This window comes from Psychrobacter sp. S1-30-MNA-CIBAN-0213 (assembly GCF_040309845.1).
Taxonomy (GTDB): domain Bacteria; phylum Pseudomonadota; class Gammaproteobacteria; order Pseudomonadales; family Moraxellaceae; genus Psychrobacter.
Map to the genome: position 1 here is coordinate 1 of NZ_JBEOPE010000019.1, position 18,413 is coordinate 18,413.

Annotated in this window: 18 protein-coding genes; 15 read left to right on the forward strand and 3 right to left on the reverse strand. The window is 44.9% G+C overall.

All coding sequences use genetic code 11. From position 1 onward, the window contains the following. Positions 1-153: 153 nt before the first annotated feature. The gene (locus AAEY87_RS13285) at positions 154-633 is read right to left on the reverse strand and encodes a hemerythrin domain-containing protein (protein WP_350657511.1); all 480 of its coding nucleotides are present in this window, start codon (positions 631-633) and stop codon (positions 154-156) included. A 368-nt stretch (positions 634-1,001) separates the two neighbouring features. Here AAEY87_RS13285 and AAEY87_RS13290 point away from each other — a divergent pair, with 368 nt between their 5' ends. The 15 genes from AAEY87_RS13290 to AAEY87_RS13360 all read left to right on the forward strand — a co-directional run bounded on the left by AAEY87_RS13290 (position 1,002) and on the right by AAEY87_RS13360 (position 16,797). After that, positions 1,002-1,346 (forward strand): DMT family transporter, encoded by a 345-nt coding sequence (locus AAEY87_RS13290; RefSeq protein WP_068037193.1) that lies wholly within the window; start codon positions 1,002-1,004, stop codon positions 1,344-1,346. A 1-nt stretch (position 1,347) separates the two neighbouring features. Further along, positions 1,348-1,920, forward strand: coding sequence for a TetR/AcrR family transcriptional regulator (locus AAEY87_RS13295; protein ID WP_350657512.1), 573 nt, complete (start codon positions 1,348-1,350; stop codon positions 1,918-1,920). Between the two features lie 140 nt (positions 1,921-2,060). Then, positions 2,061-3,599, forward strand: a complete 1,539-nt coding sequence (betB, locus tag AAEY87_RS13300) for a betaine-aldehyde dehydrogenase (RefSeq protein ID WP_502945480.1) — start codon at positions 2,061-2,063, stop codon at positions 3,597-3,599. A gap of 116 nt (positions 3,600-3,715) precedes the next feature. Beyond that, the gene (betA, locus tag AAEY87_RS13305) at positions 3,716-5,416 is read left to right on the forward strand and encodes a choline dehydrogenase (RefSeq protein WP_350657513.1); all 1,701 of its coding nucleotides are present in this window, start codon (positions 3,716-3,718) and stop codon (positions 5,414-5,416) included. Between the two features lie 295 nt (positions 5,417-5,711). After that, positions 5,712-7,757: a choline BCCT transporter BetT gene (betT, locus tag AAEY87_RS13310; RefSeq protein WP_068328966.1), complete on the forward strand. Its 2,046-nt coding sequence runs from the start codon at positions 5,712-5,714 to the stop codon at positions 7,755-7,757. Positions 7,758-8,103: 346 nt separating this feature from the next. Beyond that, positions 8,104-8,592 carry a M48 metallopeptidase family protein gene (locus tag AAEY87_RS13315; RefSeq protein ID WP_068037182.1) on the forward strand — a complete coding sequence of 163 codons (489 nt, stop codon included), beginning with the start codon at positions 8,104-8,106 and terminating at the stop codon, positions 8,590-8,592. 547 nt (positions 8,593-9,139) lie between these two features. After that, complete coding sequence (locus tag AAEY87_RS13320) at positions 9,140-10,048, forward strand: urease accessory protein UreD (RefSeq protein WP_350657515.1); 909 nt, start codon at positions 9,140-9,142, stop codon at positions 10,046-10,048. A 170-nt stretch (positions 10,049-10,218) separates the two neighbouring features. Continuing rightward, positions 10,219-10,521 carry an urease subunit gamma gene (ureA, locus tag AAEY87_RS13325; protein ID WP_350657516.1) on the forward strand — a complete coding sequence of 101 codons (303 nt, stop codon included), beginning with the start codon at positions 10,219-10,221 and terminating at the stop codon, positions 10,519-10,521. An 11-nt stretch (positions 10,522-10,532) separates the two neighbouring features. Next, entirely contained in the window at positions 10,533-10,892 is a 360-nt protein-coding gene (locus AAEY87_RS13330) for an urease subunit beta (protein ID WP_350657517.1), read from the forward strand. Then, entirely contained in the window at positions 10,889-12,592 is a 1,704-nt protein-coding gene (gene ureC / locus AAEY87_RS13335) for an urease subunit alpha (RefSeq protein WP_068328956.1), read from the forward strand. The genes AAEY87_RS13330 and ureC overlap by 4 nt, the downstream gene beginning before the upstream one ends. A gap of 21 nt (positions 12,593-12,613) precedes the next feature. Further along, complete coding sequence (gene ureE, locus AAEY87_RS13340) at positions 12,614-13,174, forward strand: urease accessory protein UreE (RefSeq protein WP_350657518.1); 561 nt, start codon at positions 12,614-12,616, stop codon at positions 13,172-13,174. Beyond that, on the forward strand, positions 13,149-13,871 hold the full coding sequence (locus AAEY87_RS13345) for an urease accessory protein UreF (RefSeq protein WP_350657519.1): 723 nt from the start codon (positions 13,149-13,151) through the stop codon (positions 13,869-13,871). The genes ureE and AAEY87_RS13345 overlap by 26 nt, the downstream gene beginning before the upstream one ends. A 97-nt stretch (positions 13,872-13,968) precedes the next feature. Then, positions 13,969-14,607, forward strand: a complete 639-nt coding sequence (gene ureG / locus AAEY87_RS13350; RefSeq protein ID WP_068037166.1) for an urease accessory protein UreG — start codon at positions 13,969-13,971, stop codon at positions 14,605-14,607. Between the two features lie 123 nt (positions 14,608-14,730). Beyond that, positions 14,731-15,330 carry a HupE/UreJ family protein gene (locus tag AAEY87_RS13355; protein ID WP_350657520.1) on the forward strand — a complete coding sequence of 200 codons (600 nt, stop codon included), beginning with the start codon at positions 14,731-14,733 and terminating at the stop codon, positions 15,328-15,330. 192 nt (positions 15,331-15,522) lie between these two features. Continuing rightward, complete coding sequence (locus AAEY87_RS13360) at positions 15,523-16,797, forward strand: RidA family protein (RefSeq protein ID WP_350657521.1); 1,275 nt, start codon at positions 15,523-15,525, stop codon at positions 16,795-16,797. Positions 16,798-16,959: 162 nt separating this feature from the next. Here the strand turns inward: AAEY87_RS13360 and AAEY87_RS13365 are convergent, their stop codons facing one another. Together AAEY87_RS13365 and phoU are read right to left on the reverse strand one after the other, a co-directional pair. Next, the gene (locus AAEY87_RS13365) at positions 16,960-17,328 is read right to left on the reverse strand and encodes an MliC family protein (protein ID WP_350657522.1); all 369 of its coding nucleotides are present in this window, start codon (positions 17,326-17,328) and stop codon (positions 16,960-16,962) included. A gap of 77 nt (positions 17,329-17,405) precedes the next feature. Continuing rightward, positions 17,406-18,200, reverse strand: coding sequence for a phosphate signaling complex protein PhoU (gene phoU, locus AAEY87_RS13370; RefSeq protein ID WP_068328941.1), 795 nt, complete (start codon positions 18,198-18,200; stop codon positions 17,406-17,408). Between the last annotated feature and the right edge of the window lie 213 nt (positions 18,201-18,413).

Below are 18,413 nucleotides of genomic sequence, written 5' to 3' on the forward strand. Positions count from 1 at the left end.
TATGAGCAAGTCGAAGCACTCAACTACGAAGCGGCACACCTGATGTCAGGTATTCTTATCATTATAGGCATGATTATGGTGGCGTTGATTGCCAGTGTGAATAGGTTGAATCAGCGTTGATGAATTGCTTTTACGACCTAATCATCATTCGATTTAGCGACTTTCATTTGCGCGCTTAATACTATCTGGGCTCGCCTCATAAATCACATCCAACTCATCCTCTGTTAGATATTTTTCAACGATAGGGAAGAGCTCACGTTCTTCAAAACGCACATGGTCATATAGCAGGTTAGCAAGTTGTCTAACTTGCTGCACAGTGACGGTATCACTTTTATTTTCTTGAGATGCTTCTATGTCTGCTGTTAGTTCATGCAACAGCTTATGCTGCGTAGTCAATGTATCGAGTACGGATGCGACCTCAGGCTGAGTAGATTGATGAGGCAATAAAGCTGCGATGATTAGATTGTCTTCAATCTGGAAATGATGACGCATATCGCTCATATAAGAGGATAGTGCTTGCCAATGTTCAGCGATCTGCTCAGGATTATCAGCGCATTCTTTGGCGTGGCGTCCTATATGTAGACCGAGGTGATGTTGACGTGATAGGGGCTGTAGTTGATTGGCACGTTTCATAGTTAGATACCTTAATCATTGGTTGTTGATCATTAGTTATTAATCATTAATCCTAAACAAATCGAAAGATTCTCATTCATCATTTTTGCGCAACGTACTTTATATTTAATTATATATTCAATCCTATATCCAACTATATACTAATCTGGCTCTTATTAGAGACGAGATGTTAAGTTGATGCATTTGACTATCTATGAATGGTAAGGATACAAACCAGCCCTTCACATTGCTAGAATATTTCTATACAATACCGACCGTATGGTTTCTTTACTATGTGCTTTAAAATTTTATTCTTATTAACTCATGCTTAATCAAGAAGTTATGCTTGATTTGAAAAACTATGTTTGTTTTGAATAGGTATCCTAAATATGAGTCCTACTACTATCGCTTACGGTTACCTAGCCATTGCTATCATTTGTGAAGTGATTGGCACGACGTTTTTAGTAAAGTCAGAGCAGTTTACGCGTTTGGTGCCGACCCTGATTATGGGCGTGCTCTATGCCATCTCATTTTACTTGTTGACCCAAACCATCAAGACCATACCGCTTGGTATTGCTTATGCATTGTGGGGTGGACTGGGCATCGTTTTGACCTCGCTCGTTGGCATCGTGTTATTTAAGCAAAGCCTTGATACAGCAGCGGTAGTGGGCATTGCGATGATTGTTGGCGGTGTCATTGTAATGAACTTACTGTCTAATTCTGTGGTGCACTGATATGGAAACAGAAAACGCTTATAAACGTAAAAAACAGCCAGAAGTAGTCCGTCGTGCGCTGCTAGATCAGGCAGCACGAATCACATTAGAGCAAGGGCTATCTAAAGTGACCTTTCAAGCCGTTGCTGATGCGGTCGGGGTGACCAAAGGTGGTGTGATGCATCACTTCACTACTAAGAATGCGCTCATTCTTGAAGTGTTTCATGATGCGATGGCCAAGTTTGAGGCAGAAGTCAATCAAGCTATGGCGAGAGACCTTGTGCGTTATGGCTCTTTCACCCGCGCTTATATTGATGCCACGATTAGCTTAGGCGAAAAAGGGCAGGAAGAGTTTGATAATCAAGCCACTTTATATGTATTGATGCTGGGTGATAGTGAGCTGCGTGAGTTGTGGGCTGCGTGGTCAAACGAGCAATTGGAAAAGCATAAAGCAACCGATAATACTGAAACGCTATGTATGGTGCGTTTGGTCGCTGATGGTATTTGGCTCTCTGATTTTTCAGGAATTAATATATCGGACAAAAAATCATTACGCGCGCGTTTGATAAAAATGACGCAACCTGAGAATGATTAAAACGCCGCTCTCAAATAACTCATTAAAGAAACCTTAAGAAAGAACCACGTAAATTTTATTTTTTAAAACTTAAACAATGACGAAATTATTCGGTATTAGCTTTTGTATAAAGCTGTTGCCAGTCGTCGACAGGAGAACTCATGACAGATTCAAAGACAAACCCAAACCCAAATCCGAACCCAAATCTAAATAACTTAACAGAAATTATCGATTTAGAACAAGTACAAACCGCCTATATTAATGGTCGCTATCTGGCTGTCGATGACTCGTTAACTACTTTTGAAGATATTAATCCAGCGACGGGTGAAGTGCTCGCCACTATTCAGCAAACGACCGATGAGCAGATTAATGAAGCCGTTATTGCGGCGCAAAAAGGTCAAAAAGTTTGGGCAGCGATGACGCCAGTTGAACGTAGTCGTATTCTATTAAATGCAGTAGCCATCCTGCGCGAACGCAATGATGTACTGGCTTTACTTGAGACCAAAGACACGGGTAAAGCTTACTCTGAGACCAAGTATGTCGATATCGTCACTGGTGCCGATGTCGTTGAATATTATGCAGGTCTGGCGCCAATGATTGAAGGTCGTCAGATTCCGCTGCGTGATACCAGCTTTGTTTATACTCGTCAGGAGCCGCTTGGCGTGGTAGCCGGAATTGGTGCATGGAACTATCCTATCCAAATCGCTATGTGGAAAGCAGGCCCAGCGTTGGCCGCAGGTAATGCGATGATTTTTAAACCATCAGAAGTCACGCCATTAACCGCCTTAAAACTGGCGGAAATATTTACCGAAGCGGGCTTACCAGATGGCGTCTTTAACGTCGTGCAGGGTAACTACGAAGTTGGCGAAGCATTAACCCAGCATCCTGATATCGCCAAAGTATCGTTTACTGGCGGTGTACCAACGGGTAAAAAAGTCATGTCGAGCGCAGCATCATCGTCTCTTAAAGATGTGACCTTAGAGCTTGGTGGTAAGTCGCCATTAATCATATTTGAAGATGCCGATATCGATACCGCTGCTGACATTGCAATGATGGCGAACTTCTATAGCAGTGGTCAGGTCTGTACCAATGGCACGCGCGTGTTTATTCCTAAAGCGCTACAAGCCAAGTTTGAGCAAGCTATCTTAACGCGTGTTGAGCGTATTAAGCTCGGCGATCCAATGGATGAGAACATCAATATGGGTCCAATGGTCAGCTTTACGCATATGGAAAGAGTGCTTGGCTATATCGAGCAAGGTAAAGAGGGCGGCGCGCGTCTATTGACTGGCGGCGAACGTATCACGTCAGGCGAACTTGCCAATGGCGCGTTTGTCGCACCGACTGTGTTTACGGATTGCAGCGATGATATGACTATCGTACGTGAGGAAATCTTTGGTCCAGTGATGTCGATATTGACTTATGAGACCGAAGAAGAAGTCATTCGTCGTGCCAATGATACCGAGTATGGTTTGGCAGCAGGGGTCGTGACCGCTGATTTGACCCGAGCACATCGAGTGATCGGTCAGATTGAAGCCGGTATCTGCTGGTTAAATACGTGGGGTGAGTCACCAGCGCAAATGCCAGTTGGTGGTTATAAGCATTCGGGTATTGGCCGTGAGAATGGCATTGAAGCCCTTGAACATTATACTCAGACCAAATCTATTCAAGTAGAGTTGGGCGCGTTTGAGTCTGTATTTTAATAATTTGTATTGAGAAGATTCTTAATCAGTAAGATTGATTCATTTGGGCTAATTTTTCCTTTTGATTTAATCTTACTGATATTAAATGATTTATTTTCAATATTATGGAGCGTTTTATGACATCAACCACACCTGAGTATGACTACATCATTGTTGGCGCAGGCTCAGCAGGAAATGTGCTGGCCACGCGCTTGACGGAAGATGCCAACATTAAGGTGTTGCTGTTAGAAGCGGGTCGTCCAGACCATCGCTTAGACTTTCGCACCCAGATGCCAGCGGCGCTCGCCATGCCGTTGCAAGGGACGACTTATAACTGGGGATACAAAACCGATCCCGAGCCGAATATGAATAATCGCGTGATGGACTGCGGTCGCGGTAAAGGGCTTGGTGGCTCATCGTTGATTAACGGTATGTGCTATATCCGTGGCAATGCGCTCGATTTTGACGATTGGGCGAAAATCAAAGGCTTAGAAGATTGGACTTATTCAGACTGTCTGCCTTACTTTAAAAAGCTAGAAAACTGCGACGCTGGCGAAAACGATTATCATGGCGTGGGTGGTCCGGTTGAGATGACCACTTCAAAGCCTGGAGTCAATCCGCTGTTTGAAGCGATGATTGAAGCGGGCGTGCAAGCTGGCTATCCAAGCACGGATGATCTAAATGGTTATCAGCAAGAAGGATTTGGGCCAATGGATCGCTTTGTGACACCTAATGGTCGCCGCGCATCAACGGCGCGTGGTTATCTTGACCGTGCCAAACCGCGTAGCAATATCACCATTTTGACTGGCGCATTGACTGATGTGATTCTCTTTGATGGCAAACGCGCTGTCGGTGTCAAAGTAGAACACCAAGGTCAAACTAAAATTTTTTACGCATCTCGTGAAGTGATTGTTTCATCGGGCGCGATTGCCACACCGCAACTATTGCAGCGCTCTGGCATTGGACCTGGCCAATGGCTTAAAGATTTGGACGTGACTGAGGTTTTAGATTTGCCGGGCGTGGGAAGTAATCTACAAGACCATTTAGAGCTGTATATGCAGTACGAATGTAAGCTACCAGTCTCAATTGCGCCTGCCAATAAATGGTGGAATAAGCCAGCGATTGGTGCTGAATGGTTGTTTATGGGGACAGGACTTGGTGCATCAAACCAATTTGAAGGTGGCGGCTTTATCCGTACCGATGAGAAGTTTACCCATCCTAATATCCAGTATCATTTCCTGCCGTTAGCGGTGCGTTATGATGGCCGCAGTGCGGTGAACTCTCATAGTTTCCAAGCACACGTCGGCTCATTACGCTCGCCAAGTCGTGGCCGCGTCAAGCTAACCTCAAAAGATCCAAGCGCGCATCCAAGTATCTTATTTAACTATATGTCTCATGATCAAGACTGGCAAGAGTTCCGCGCTGCCATGCGTATCACTCGTGAGATTATGCATCAGCCAGCGCTTGATCCTTATCGTGGACGTGCTATTGCGCCGACCGATGATTTGGTGACCGATGCTCAGTTGGATGAATATGTACGTAACCACAGTGAGACGGCTTATCATCCTTCTTGTACTTGTCCAATGGGCGAAGGTAATGATTCGGTGGTCAATGGAGAAGGGCTAGTGCACGGTATTAGTGGCTTGCGAGTCGTTGATGCGTCTATCATGCCAAATATAATTAGTGGTAATCTTAACGCGACCACGATTATGCTCGCCGAAAAAATCGTTGATAAAATGCGCGGTGTGCAGCTGCCACGCTCAACGGTAGATTATTATGTCGCCAATGGCGCACCGCTAAGAGCGGAGCCGATGCGCGATTACAGCTCTGTTGGATAAACGACTGTATAAGCTATTGGATAATAAATAATATAAGACGATTTCAAGTAAGAAGGCCTTTCACAGTAAAGGTCTTTTTTATCAGCGCTCATGTTAAGCAGATGAAGCCTTTATAGCTGCCTCTGTTTATCGTTTGCTTTGCTATTTTTCTAACAGTTTAAAGGTAGCAAATTTTATTCATTGGTACTGCTTTGTGCGTCATGCGGTTATTTATATGTCATGCGGTTATCAGTCATAAGGTTATGACGGACAAAGCAATATCAGACCCTGTTTAATTTACCTATTGAGGTCTTTTATGTACAGCTCGCCATCAAAAGATGCGACGAAACCCCTGACTCTAAATAAGACGGTTTTTTTAGGTTCAGCTATTATTTCTATTTTATTAATCATCTGGACGATTGCGTTTCCAGATTATAGTGAGGCATTATTAAGCTCAAGTATGGCATGGGTATCAGAGAGTTTTGGCTGGTATTACATGTTGGTAGTTGCCGCTTATAGTATATTTGCGTTATTCGTTGGCTTCTCCAAGTATGGTGATATCAAGCTTGGTCAAGATCATGAAAAAGCTCAGTTTCCCTTTTTAGCGTGGGCCGCGATGCTGTTCTCTGCTGGTATCGGCATTGATTTATTGTTCTTTGGTGCGTCTGAGCCGTTGATGCATTATCTAACGCCGCATACGGGGCTCGAGCCTGCCAGTGAGGCGGCCATGCGTGAAGCACTTGCTCAGACCTTTTTACATTGGGGTCTACATGGCTGGGGCATTTATGCGCTAATCGGGATGGCATTGGCGTACTTTGCTTATCGTAAAAACATGCCATTAGCTTTGCGTTCACCGTTGACACCTATCTTTGGCGAGCGCTTAATTAAGGGCTGGCTTGGTGATGGTATTGATACCTTTGGCGTCGTCTGTACGCTGATGGGTATTGCGACCAGCTTAGGCATTGGGGTATTACAGGCCAATGCTGGATTGACCCATGTATTTGGTATTGAATCCAGTAAAATGGTGCAGACTTTCATCATTGTGGGCGTGGTTGCTGCAGCAGCTATCTCTGCGATGACTGGTGTTGAAAAAGGCGTACGCCGTTTATCCGAATTCAATATGCTCTCTTCGATATTGCTATTAATCGCGATATTAGTGATGGGTAATACAGTTTATTTGCTCAATACCTTTACCCAAAGTATTGGTCAATACTTCCAAACCATTATCTATAAAACCTTTGATGTGTATGCCTATGACGGTACTGCTGGTGCCGATTGGAAATCAGGCTGGACGATATTTTTCTGGGCATGGTGGGTCGCTTGGGCACCTTTTGTAGGCTTGTTTATCGCGCGTATTAGCCGTGGTCGTACCCTGCGTGAGTTTGTGTTCGGCGTGATGTTTATCCCACTTGGTTTCATTTTTGCATGGTTCTCTATCTTTGGTAATTCAGCGATAGACTTGGTCGCCAATGGGGCAACCGAGCTTGGTGAAATCGCTGTTAATGATGCGGCGATGGGCATGTTTGCCTTGTTTGAGTATTTTCCTTACAGTGATGTTTTGTCGTTCGCTGGCGTGGTTATCGGGCTAGTATTCTTTGTGACTTCAGCTGACTCAGGTGCTTTAGTATTGGCGAACCTAAGCTCAAGAGGCATGACCAATGATACCGACGCACCAGTTTGGTTGCGTCTGTTTTGGGCAGCGGCAACGGGTTTGATTACTTTGGGTCTACTGTTCGCTGGTGGCTTTGCGTCATTACAGTCAGTATCTGTGATAGCCGGCTTGCCTTTCTCACTTATCCTTGTGCTCTATATGATGGCTATGTGGAAGTCATTAAAAGAAGAGGGCAATAAACGCAAAGCCAGTACGGTTGGCACCGCAAACGTGCTTGATAGCGGTAAGAGCTGGAAAGCGCGTTTACAACGTATTGTTAGCTTCCCTGGACATGCGCAAGTTGAACGGTTTTTGCAAAATGTGGTCAGACCTGCAATGACTGAAGTTGAAAATGAACTTAAAGCTGGCGGTCTAAAAACGTCTTTGGATATCCGTAACCCTGCACATATCGGGCAAGATATAGATGAAGGCATGGATGAGAGTAGCGGTCAAATAGATGGTCTAAAATTACGAGTTGGACATGGTGATGAAGATGACTTTATTTATGAAGTTAATTTGATTAAAGCTGAGCGTCCTAATTTCACGCTCAATACCTCAACTAAGCACGCAGAGTACTATTATCGTGCTGAGGTATTCTTAAGTGATGGCTCGCAAGAGTACGACTTGGTTGGCTACTCTAAAGAGCAAGTGTTGGTCGATATCTTGAATCAGTACGAGCGCCATTTGCAGTATCTACATTTAGAGCGTTAACTGATTCATTGGCAATCTATTGTAGTATTGCGTGACAATGATATTAAGTAATAGGTTTTAAATGTTCAAATAAAAATATCGTAAGAGGTGACCCCATAAGTTAAATGCAGCTTATGGGGTTTTTTATTGAAAAAAATAAACAGGGATAGAGTAAAATCTATAGAGACAAGTTCTAAAGTCTAGTCAGTGAAAATTAATATCGATACATCACGTACTGCTGGTATAAGTTTTTCTTGCTTGCTGTGCCTACGCAGACAGAGGCTGCAAAAAACTTATACCAGCAGTACCGTAATATTTTTAAGGTGTTTTGACTAGGACATACCCTGTATAAGCAAAGGATAAATTTGTGACCACACTCAAGTACATCGCTCATTACTCTGAGCAAATTCAAACCCAAGCGGCACTGCTCATTAGTGATGGTAGGCTAGGAGAGTACCTAGAAAACAAGTACCCTAATCAGCACCAAGTACAAAGCGATAAAGCACTTTATCAATACATAAATGACATAAAAAACCAATCTATGCGCAAGATTGGTCAGTTATCGAACGTCAGTTACAGTAGCAAGTTAAAAGTCCTCAAGCATGCGCTGGGCATTCATACTACCCAGTCTCGTGTACAAGGCAGTAAGCTAAAATCGCATAACAGCATTACGGTGGCAAGCCTATTCAAAGAAGCGCCGCCTGAATTTTTACGCATGATTGTCGTGCATGAATTGGCACATTTTAAAGAGCATGAGCATAATAAGGCTTTTTATCAATTGTGCTGTCACATGGAGCCAGATTATCATCAGTTTGAGTTGGACACACGCTTGTGGTTACATTGGCGAGAGCTGTGATTTGGCTAATGATATTAAGCTAAAAGTCTGATAATACTTAGATTCAACCATAGTTTGTCCTTCGCTAAATTCCGATTATTATCTTGACAAGCCTTAGTTAATAACCTATAAGAGTTATAGAGTATAGGTGTTTTCTCATAAGTGTTCTTTTCAAGTCCTGAGTGACCAAAACCAATATTCATATCAAGGGATATAATCTACTACCCTGACATTTAATCGAATCTACCTGTACTAATTAGTTTTACAATTTCTAGGCATTTAATGCCCATATATTGACATTCATTGACGGCTAATGTATTCAATCCTCTATAAAAGAGTAACAGCGTTAACCTCGCTTGAAGTATCACATAACCATCTGCACTCGGTTGCCTTGACTCTCTTTTAAATTGAATCAACTATAAGCCAGTATTGTCAACCTGACCTCACCCGCGCACGTGAATATTTTGCTCATTTTGCTATTTTAAGTTGATTGCCTGTCTAACAGGACGATTGGCTAACGATTCAGCGATATGTGTCGCGCTGGGCCTATAAAAAGGTGTTTGATGGAATGACAACTTTATCTCATAAATCTACAGTACAACAGACTGCTACAGACTCAGGACACCAATTTGATGCCAACCGTCATTGGGCGGCATTTTTAACGTTGGGATTTGGTGCTCACGCCGAAGCTGAGATTAGCATTACCCGCATGAATATAGCTCGCCATTATGGTCCCCTGCGTGTGCAAAGACCGTTCTATCCTGAAGGTCGCGATGGCTGCTGTCACGTTTATCTGCTGCATCCGCCTGGTGGTATAGCGAGTGGCGATGCGCTCAATATAGATGTCACCGTGGCGGCAAACGCCCATACTTTATTAACGACACCAGCTGCCAATAAGCTTTATAAAGCTGATAGTAACGGCGTTGCTTGGAACCAGCATACCCACCTAAAAATTGCTAATGACGCTACTTTAGAATGGCTACCGCAAGAAACGCTCGCTTTTGACGGCTCTCGCGGCGAGCAGACTATCATCATTGATTTAGAAGATAACGCCAAATGCTTAGGGTGGGAGATTCTCGGTCTTGGCCGTCCTGCCAGCAAGCTCCCTTTCGTTAGTGGGCGTCTCGAACAGCGCTTTCATCTCACCCGTAATGGCCGCCCATTATGGATAGAACGCCAATGCATAGACCCCGATCATCCAAGATTTTCTGGCATGTGGGGGCAGGGCGGTGCCACCGTCCATGCGACGTTATGGGCGGTTGGATTGGACGATCCGCTAGAGGCCATCACTGCACTACGTGAGCATATACCCGCTGCCAATCATTGGGCAGTTACCTATCGTCGCGGCGTATTGCTGCTACGCTATTTAGGCATTGAGCGTAATGAAGCTTGGGATATATTTCAGCAAGCACGAGAAGTGCTGCGCCCGCGATTGACTGGGCACCAAGCCATCACCCCACGAATTTGGTTGACCTAACGATTGGCGCCCAAGCAGTTGCTTAGGTCCTGACAAATGCTTTTATCTGCCTATTTATTGATAATTAACAACTAACAACTAATAACTAATAACTAATAACATAAGCCTTCTAACGACATAGGCTTTCCATAAAACGATAACGATAACCATAATATAAGAAGGAGTCAGCGATGGAATTAACGCCAAGAGATAAAGATAAGTTGATGTTATTTACGGCAGGGCTACTTGCTGAGCGCCGCAAGGCTAAAGGCCTCAAACTGAATTATCCTGAAGCAATAGCGCTGATCAGTTGCGCCATTATGGAGGGTGCGCGTGAAGGCCGTACCGTGGCAGATATGATGAGTGCGGGCCGCGAAATCCTTACTCGAGATGACGTCATGGATGGCATCGCTGAGATGATCGAAAGCCTGCAAGTTGAGGCAACCTTTCCCGACGGCACGAAGCTTGTGACCGTTCATAACCCTATTGTCTGAGGAGACTTGCTATGATTCCTGGTGAATATCAGCTAAAGAGCGATGACATTGAGTTATGTGTCGATCGTGAACCTATCACTATCAACGTCGCAAACACGGGTGACCGTCCTATCCAAGTTGGCTCTCACTATCACTTTGCCGAGACCAACGCGGCTTTAGAATTTGACCGTAAAAAAGCTTATGGGCATCGCTTAGCGATTGCAGCAGGCATGGCGATACGTTTTGAGCCGGGTCAACACCGTGATGTCCCCTTAATTCCTTTTTCAGGTTTACGCCATATTTATGGTTTCCGTGGTGAGGTAATGGGTCCCTTAGATCAAGGTCAGGATCAGGGTCAGAACCAAAACTCAGACTCAGGAGTAACCTTATGAAAATTACTCGCCAAGCTTATGCAGATATGTATGGTCCAACGACCGGTGATAGAATTCGTTTAGGCGATACTGAGCTGTGGATCGAGATAGAAAAAGACTACACGCATTATGGTGAAGAGGTCATGTTCGGTGGTGGCAAGGTGATTCGTGATGGTATGGGTCAAAGTCAGCGCTGCGACGATACCGTGATGGATACTGTCATTACCAATGCCGTCATTATCGACTGGTGGGGTATCGTGAAAGCCGATGTGGGTCTAAAAAATGGCCGCATCGCTGCTATCGGAAAAGCGGGTAACCCTGATACCCAACCTGATGTCGATATCGTTATTGGCCCTGGTACCGAAATTATAGCCGGCGAAGGTCAGATTTTGACGGCGGGCGGTGTGGACACTCATGTGCATTATATTTGTCCGCAGCAGGTTGACGAAGCATTAATGAGTGGCTTGACGACTATGATTGGCGGCGGTACGGGACCAGCGACTGGCTCAATTGCGACCACTCATACGCCCGGCCCTTGGCATCTAGGCAAAATGATGCAAGCCGTGGATGACTTGCCCATTAATATTGGTTTTCTTGGTAAAGGTAGTGCCAGTACTCCTGAAGCGCTGATACAACAAGTAGAAGCGGGGGCGATGAGTCTAAAAATCCATGAAGATTGGGGCGCGACTCCAGCCTCTATCAGTAATGCTTTGGATGTAGCCGATCGCTATGATATACAGATTGCCATTCATGCTGATAGCTTAAATGAGTCTGGCTTTGTAGAAGATACGGTAGCCGCGTTCAAAGACCGCTGTATCCATACCTACCACACTGAAGGTGCGGGCGGTGGTCATGCGCCTGATATTATCGTCGCTTGTAGCTTGCCTAACGTCTTGCCATCATCTACCAATCCGACACGCCCTTATACGATTAATACCGTTGATGAGCATCTCGATATGTTGATGGAATGCCATAATCTAGATCCCAGTATTCCAGAAGACGTTGCCTTTGCCGATTCGCGTATCCGCCGTGAGACTATTGCTGCTGAAGACATCCTGCATGATATGGGTGTGATTTCGATGATTTCGTCGGACTCGCAAGCGATGGGCCGTATCGGCGAAGTAGTGTGCCGTACTTGGCAAACTGCGCACAAAATGCGCCTGCAACGTGGTCTGTTACCAGAAGATGAGGAACGCGGTACGGACAACTTCCGCGTGAAGCGCTACATTGCCAAATACACTATTAATCCAGCCATCACTCATGGCGTTGGCCATGAAGTCGGTTCTGTTGAAGTGGATAAATTGGCAGATCTCGTATTGTGGAAGCCGGGCTTCTTTGGCGTTAAGCCATCAATTATTCTCAAAGGTGGCATGATAGCGGGCGCTGCGATGGGTGATCCCAATGCGGCTATTTCTACGCCGCAGCCTGTGCATTATCGCCGTATGTTTGGTGCGCTTGGTCGTGCCGCTGCCGCAACTCGAATCACTTTTGTTAGTCAAGCAGCTATGAATACCGGATTAGAAGAAAGACTTGGTCTAAAGAGCAGGCTGGTGGCATGTAAAAACGTCCGTCAAATGCGTAAGAGTGATATGAAGCTCAATGACGCCTGCCCAGAGCTGACAGTAGATCCACAAACTTATGAAGTTCGCGCAGATGGCGTGTTATTAACTTGTGAGCCACTGTCAGAATTACCATTAGCCCAACGTTACCATTTGTTTTAGAGCGCTTGTAAGGATATCAATATGCTTGAATTAATAAAGAGAATCAACGGCAGCACTCAGGCCGATGTACACGACACCCTGACTTTACCTTATGAGCTGCGCATACGTGGCCGCCTAAAAGCGGTGACTGATAGCGGCCTTGATGTCGGCTTGTTCCTTGATCGTGGTCCGGTACTGCGTCATGGTGATTTACTACAAGCGAGTAGTGGCGAGATCATCCAAGTATGCGCCGCTGATGAGCCAGTCACTACCGCTTATGTTGAGGGCGGTTTGGCATTGGGACGACTCGGCTATCACTTAGGTAATCGTCATGTATCGCTCGCCCTTGGTAGTGATGCAGATGGGCGTCATTGGGTACGGTTCCCGCCAGATCATGTGTTAGAAGAATTGGCAGTGCTGCTAGGGGCAACCTTAAGTCATCACCAGGCGCCATTCGACCCTGAATCTGGTGCTTATGCGCAAGCTGGCCGTGAACACTCTCATGCCCATGAGCACGCACACGAACATGCAAATGATCACTCTCACGAACACAATCATGCCCATGGACATTCCCATAATGACAACCATAACCATGCACACTGACGTACAGCCAAACGCAACCAGCGATTTGGCGCTGCTGGGACTGATGCAGCTGATTAGCCCTGCATTGCCAATTGGTGCATTCGCTTGGTCGCAGGGCCTAGAGAGTGCATTTGAGCTAGGTTGGGTATGTAATGAGGCACAGCTTGGCGAGTGGTTAGAGGGCGTACTTGACGATGGTATGTCGCGCTGCGAATTACCAGTACTGGCACGTTTGCAAACCTGCTGGGAGAATGGTGACAGTGAGGGTCTTGCCTTTTGGAACGACTGGATACACGCCAATCGTGAGACCGCTGAGCTCAGCGATGAAGACACACGATTGGGTCAAGCATTGATGCGTTTGCTGAATAGTTTAGAGTTGCAACCGCAGACAGCGTTAGGTCATGCCAAGCTACCAGAAGAGCCCGGTTATGTGACCGTTTTTGCTTGGACCGCCCACCAACGCCAAGTGCCTGTACGCCAAAGTCTACTCGGCTTTGCTTGGGGCTGGCTGGAAAACCAACTGGCGGTCGCATGTAAAGCCATGCCCTTAGGTCATACTGCTGCGCAACGTTTAAACGAGCAATTGCGCCCGCAACTGGTCGCTGCCGTTGATACTGCGCTGGCCTTAACTGATGAGCAATTGGGTCCGGTTTTACCGGGCTTAGCGCTCGGTAGTGCCCAACATGAAACCCAATATTCAAGATTATTTAGAAGCTGATCGTTTTTATTTTACGAGCGCTTTAATTTTATAGCCGCTTCGATTTTATAACAGCTTTAACTAATACATTTCGACTAATATATAAGGAAAGATAGCCATGAAACATTGTTTAAGAATAGGTGTCGGTGGGCCAGTTGGTTCTGGCAAAACGGCCTTATTGCGTCAGTTATGTAGCGCCCTAAAAGACCACTATGACATTGCCGTGGTCACCAACGACATCTACACCCGTGAAGATGCTGATTTTTTACTTAAGCACGACGCCTTGCCTGCTGACCGTATTCTTGGTGTGGAAACGGGCGGCTGTCCGCATACGGCTATCCGCGAAGATGCTTCTATGAATCTGGCTGCGATTGATGATTTGCAAACGCGTCATCCTAATCTAGAGCTGGTGTTAGTAGAATCTGGCGGCGATAACCTAGCGGCGACCTTTAGCCCAGAGCTTTCTGATTTAACCCTATACGTCATCGACGTCGCTGCTGGTGACAAAATCCCTCGTAAAGGCGGCCCGGGTATTACTAAGTCAGACTTGCTAATTATCAATAAAATTGACATCGCTGAATATGTACACGCCTCCCTAGATGTGATGGAACGTGACTCCAAAAAAATGCGCGGCGAGCGTCCTTTTATATTCACCAACCTGTATGACGGTGTGGGCGTAGAAGAAATCATTAGCTTTATCTTAAAGCAGGGCATGTTACCTGAGCGTCGTCCTGGAAAGCTAAGCGCTGATGCTTAAGAATAAGTGCTTAACTATTAATGCTTAACTGCCAGTGCTGATACGCCTTTATAGTACAAGCAAGATATAAAAAACAGTTATATACCAGTTAACAATAAACAAAAAGAACAGAGGGAGAACACCATGAATAAAATGACTAAGTTGCCAGTGGCGAAGCTATTAATGACCATCGGGCTGATGCTGACGGCCACTTTAGCCATTGCCCACTCTGGCCATGGCGAGCATGTGAGCAATGGTTTTCTTAGCGGATTATTGCATCCATTAATGGGTCTTGACCACTTATTAGCCATGGGTGCGATTGGTTTTTGGAGTATTCGCCAAAACACCACGATGAAACGTGGCACGCCTTTATTTGTCGTAGGCGGCATGATAGCGGGCGCAGGCCTTGCTTGGGCTGGTGTTAGTTTGGCTGGCATAGAGACTGGCATCGCCATGTCAGTATTGCTAGTCGGTGTACTAATTGCGACGCTTGCAAAACTGCCGACTGCTGTTGGCGGCACTTTGGTTGCGCTGTTTATGGTCGCCCACGGTTATGCTCACGGAACTGAGATGACCCAAGGCTCAAGCTTATTGCTTTATATGGCCGGCTTCGTAGTCGCAACCTTAGCCATTACCTTTGTTGGTCGCGGTTTAGGCACCATGATGCTCAAAGCCGATAACCGTATTACTCGTGCATTAGGCGGCGTGGTTGCTATCATTGGTGGGGTATTGGCTGCTGGCTAATCTTCACTAGCTAATCTCTATTAGTGCTGCAACCCAGTTATCATGATAAATCTAAAAAGCCGCACAGATTTCTTGCGGCTTTTTGAGTTTAATTTTCTCCTCTTATTCCACAACCAGCTTTTTATAGAACACGATAAAACTTCATCAAACTGAGACTTATATAAAAACACATATCAAATAGGGAATACCGATATGAACGACACTATTAATGACACTATCATAAAAGTATCAAGAAACACGGACATTGCCCCGCAAAATTTACTATCTACACAAACCGTTGCTTTTTCACATTACAACTATATTTCAGCGCAATTACCTGTCAATATTACCACCGGTGAATTAGTCGCGAATGATATAAAAGTGCAGGCAGCACAGTGCCTAAAAAATATCAAAACTATTGTAGAAAGCATCGATCATGACATGAATGATGTGATCAAAATTAATATATTTTTAAAAGATATTGCCGATATTAAAGAAATAGATACGATTTATCCCGCATTTTTTCAAGGCTATCTGCCGACACGGACGGTCATAGCAGTAGCAGCACTACCCATGGAAAATGCTCTAGTACAAATGGACGCTGTAATCTCAAACGGTGAAGGCACTTATCCGCAAGCACCCGTTGAGCTGGTAAAAGTGCCAAAAAACAACGAACAAGTACCAAAGGATTCAGTATCGCCGCATACGATCGCTTTTTCTCATTACAATAATATCTCAGCGCAACTGCCTGTAGATATTGAAACTGGTGAGCTGGTCGCTGGTGGTGTCAAAGAGCAGACGCAGCAATGCCTACAAAACATCGAAGCGATTTTAGAAAGTATCGATGTTCCTCTCCATGAAATTGTCAAAGTAAATATCTTTTTAAAAAATCTTGCCGATGTGGACACGGTAAATGATGTTTATAAAGAGTTCTTTCCAGAGTCGACCAGTGATGGAAGCGCGGCCTACTTACCGGCACTAACAATGGTGATAGCGTCAGATTTACAGCTGGATGCTTTAGTACAGATTGATGCTATCGTGTCTCATGGAAATGGCACACCGCCACAAGCCACTGAAGATAAACATGGCATCACTATCAAGGCTAACAATACGGATAAAGCGCCGAAGAACCCGCTATCAACACAAACGGTGGCGTTCTCTCATTACAACCATCTCTCAGGTCAATTACCTATCAATCCTGAAACAGGCAAGCTAATCGATGGCGATATCAAAGCGCAGACCAAACAGTGCTTAGAAAATATCAAAGCTATTGTAGAAAGTATCGACCATGTTATGGATGATGTAGTGAAAATGACTATCCAACTTAAAGACATCACGGATATCGATGTGGTAAATGATATTTATAAGACCTTCTTCAATAGCGACTTGCCAGCTAGAACAGTGATTGGCGTCGCCGCTATTCCTATGGATGCTTTGATACAGATTGATACTGTCGTATCCAACGCCGAAGGTACGCCACCAGCATAATAATGGTAGCGAGTAGTACCATTATTATTTAGTAGACGTTGAACTTTCTTAATAAAAAAGTGCCAGTCATTTCAACGACTGGCACTTTTTTTAGGTCTTCCTAATGATAGAAAGAGGGTTTACTTAAAAAAAATTGCTTAGGAAAACATATTACTGCTGATTTTATAGTCGGCAAGTAACGCTGTATTTGCGATCGTTTACTGAGCTGATACTCAGGACGCCAACATTGGCTTTAGTCTGCCATTCGTAGCTGGCTTTGGAGCTTGATTCCTTAATATAACGAGCACTAGAACCTGACACTGCTTGTTTAAGATTAACTCTTTTATTGCGTAAGCCAAGCTTAGGCAGGGTCAAGCTTAAGTTGGCAACTTTACCGTTCGCTGAATAAGCGGCAGCCACTTTAGCGTTATCGTTACAGGTAAAAGTTTGTACTTTTTGTGCTTGAGTGTTATTACCATTATTCATTGGTGCGTTAGTTGCGCATGCTGCTAATAACAAAATAAAAGGGGTTACAGCCAGTAATTTTTTCACAATATTCCTCAATGGTACTAATAATTGATAAGGGTAACAATGTGAGGCATATCTTACAACAAGCTGTGTCTATTTTGTCAGCCTTCACCATTATTTGACGATTCAAAGTCAGTTATCGACATGGTGGCTGATGTTGTACTAACTTGACGTGCCGCTATTCTATCATTGGCTTCTTGCACGGCTTTTTCGACCAGCGCATAGTCTGAATGGCGTACATCTTGCCCACTAATATAGTTAATCACTAGTTCGGCGACGTTCTGTGCATGATCACCAATACGCTCAAGCGCGCGCAATACCCACATGATATTAATGACCTTTGAGACGTGCCGCGAGTCCTCCATGATATAAGTCATCAAAGCGCGAATCGCCGATTGGTATTCATCATTGACCAAACCATCATTACGCATGACTTCAAACGCTTGCTCCGCATTGGACTGGCTAAAAGCTTCTAGCGCATTATGTAGCATGAGACGAACCTGATTGCTTAAATGTTGGACCTCAGCGTAACCATATGATGACTTGCCTTGTGCTGCAATCTTGTTTGCCATTTGGGCAATTTTGACCGCTTCATCGCCGATGCGCTCTAAATCAACCACACCTTTACTAATGGACATGACCAAGCGTAAATCACTGGCAGCTGGCTGGCGTTTGGCGACCAATAATAGGATATGCTCATCGAGCTCAACTTCCATCCGATTGATATCGAAGTCCATATCGATGACCTCTTGTGCCAGCGTTTCATCTTTATCAATAAGGGCGTGGATGGCTTTGGCAACTTGGTTGGCGGCGCTATCACCCATGTATAAAAATAAGCGAATGGCTTCATCCAGATCTTGGTCAAAACTTTTAGAGATATGCTTGTCACTTTGCATGAGAGGTATTCCCTGAATATCCGTATTTTAGTTTAGTCAGTTCAACACAAAAGAAGGGCACTGGTAATGGCGTGCTGCTGGGATAAATTTTCCTCGCTTGCTGTGCGCAGGCCAGACAGATGCTTCATAAAATTCATCCCAGCAGTACATATATCTTTTTAGAATGAATCGACTATAGCGAGGTATGTTTTTTAATTTGCGTGAATAGTTTTA

Excerpts from the sequence above, each read along its gene's own strand:
- AAEY87_RS13355 (WP_350657520.1), top strand. The coding sequence starts at position 14,731 with ATGAATAAAATGACTAAGTTGCCAGTGGCGAAGCTATTAATGACCATC.
- AAEY87_RS13290 (WP_068037193.1), top strand. The coding sequence starts at position 1,002 with ATGAGTCCTACTACTATCGCTTACGGTTACCTAGCCATTGCTATCATT.
- AAEY87_RS13330 (WP_350657517.1), top strand. The coding sequence starts at position 10,533 with ATGATTCCTGGTGAATATCAGCTAAAGAGCGATGACATTGAGTTATGT.
- AAEY87_RS13295 (WP_350657512.1), top strand. The coding sequence starts at position 1,348 with ATGGAAACAGAAAACGCTTATAAACGTAAAAAACAGCCAGAAGTAGTC.
- betT (WP_068328966.1), top strand. The coding sequence starts at position 5,712 with ATGTACAGCTCGCCATCAAAAGATGCGACGAAACCCCTGACTCTAAAT.
- phoU (WP_068328941.1), bottom strand. The coding sequence starts at position 18,200 with ATGCAAAGTGACAAGCATATCTCTAAAAGTTTTGACCAAGATCTGGAT.
- AAEY87_RS13285 (WP_350657511.1), bottom strand. The coding sequence starts at position 633 with ATGAAACGTGCCAATCAACTACAGCCCCTATCACGTCAACATCACCTC.
- ureA (WP_350657516.1), top strand. The coding sequence starts at position 10,219 with ATGGAATTAACGCCAAGAGATAAAGATAAGTTGATGTTATTTACGGCA.
- ureC (WP_068328956.1), top strand. The coding sequence starts at position 10,889 with ATGAAAATTACTCGCCAAGCTTATGCAGATATGTATGGTCCAACGACC.
- betA (WP_350657513.1), top strand. The coding sequence starts at position 3,716 with ATGACATCAACCACACCTGAGTATGACTACATCATTGTTGGCGCAGGC.
- ureG (WP_068037166.1), top strand. The coding sequence starts at position 13,969 with ATGAAACATTGTTTAAGAATAGGTGTCGGTGGGCCAGTTGGTTCTGGC.
- AAEY87_RS13345 (WP_350657519.1), top strand. The coding sequence starts at position 13,149 with ATGACAACCATAACCATGCACACTGACGTACAGCCAAACGCAACCAGC.
- betB (WP_502945480.1), top strand. The coding sequence starts at position 2,061 with ATGACAGATTCAAAGACAAACCCAAACCCAAATCCGAACCCAAATCTA.
- ureE (WP_350657518.1), top strand. The coding sequence starts at position 12,614 with ATGCTTGAATTAATAAAGAGAATCAACGGCAGCACTCAGGCCGATGTA.
- AAEY87_RS13360 (WP_350657521.1), top strand. The coding sequence starts at position 15,523 with ATGAACGACACTATTAATGACACTATCATAAAAGTATCAAGAAACACG.
- AAEY87_RS13320 (WP_350657515.1), top strand. The coding sequence starts at position 9,140 with ATGACAACTTTATCTCATAAATCTACAGTACAACAGACTGCTACAGAC.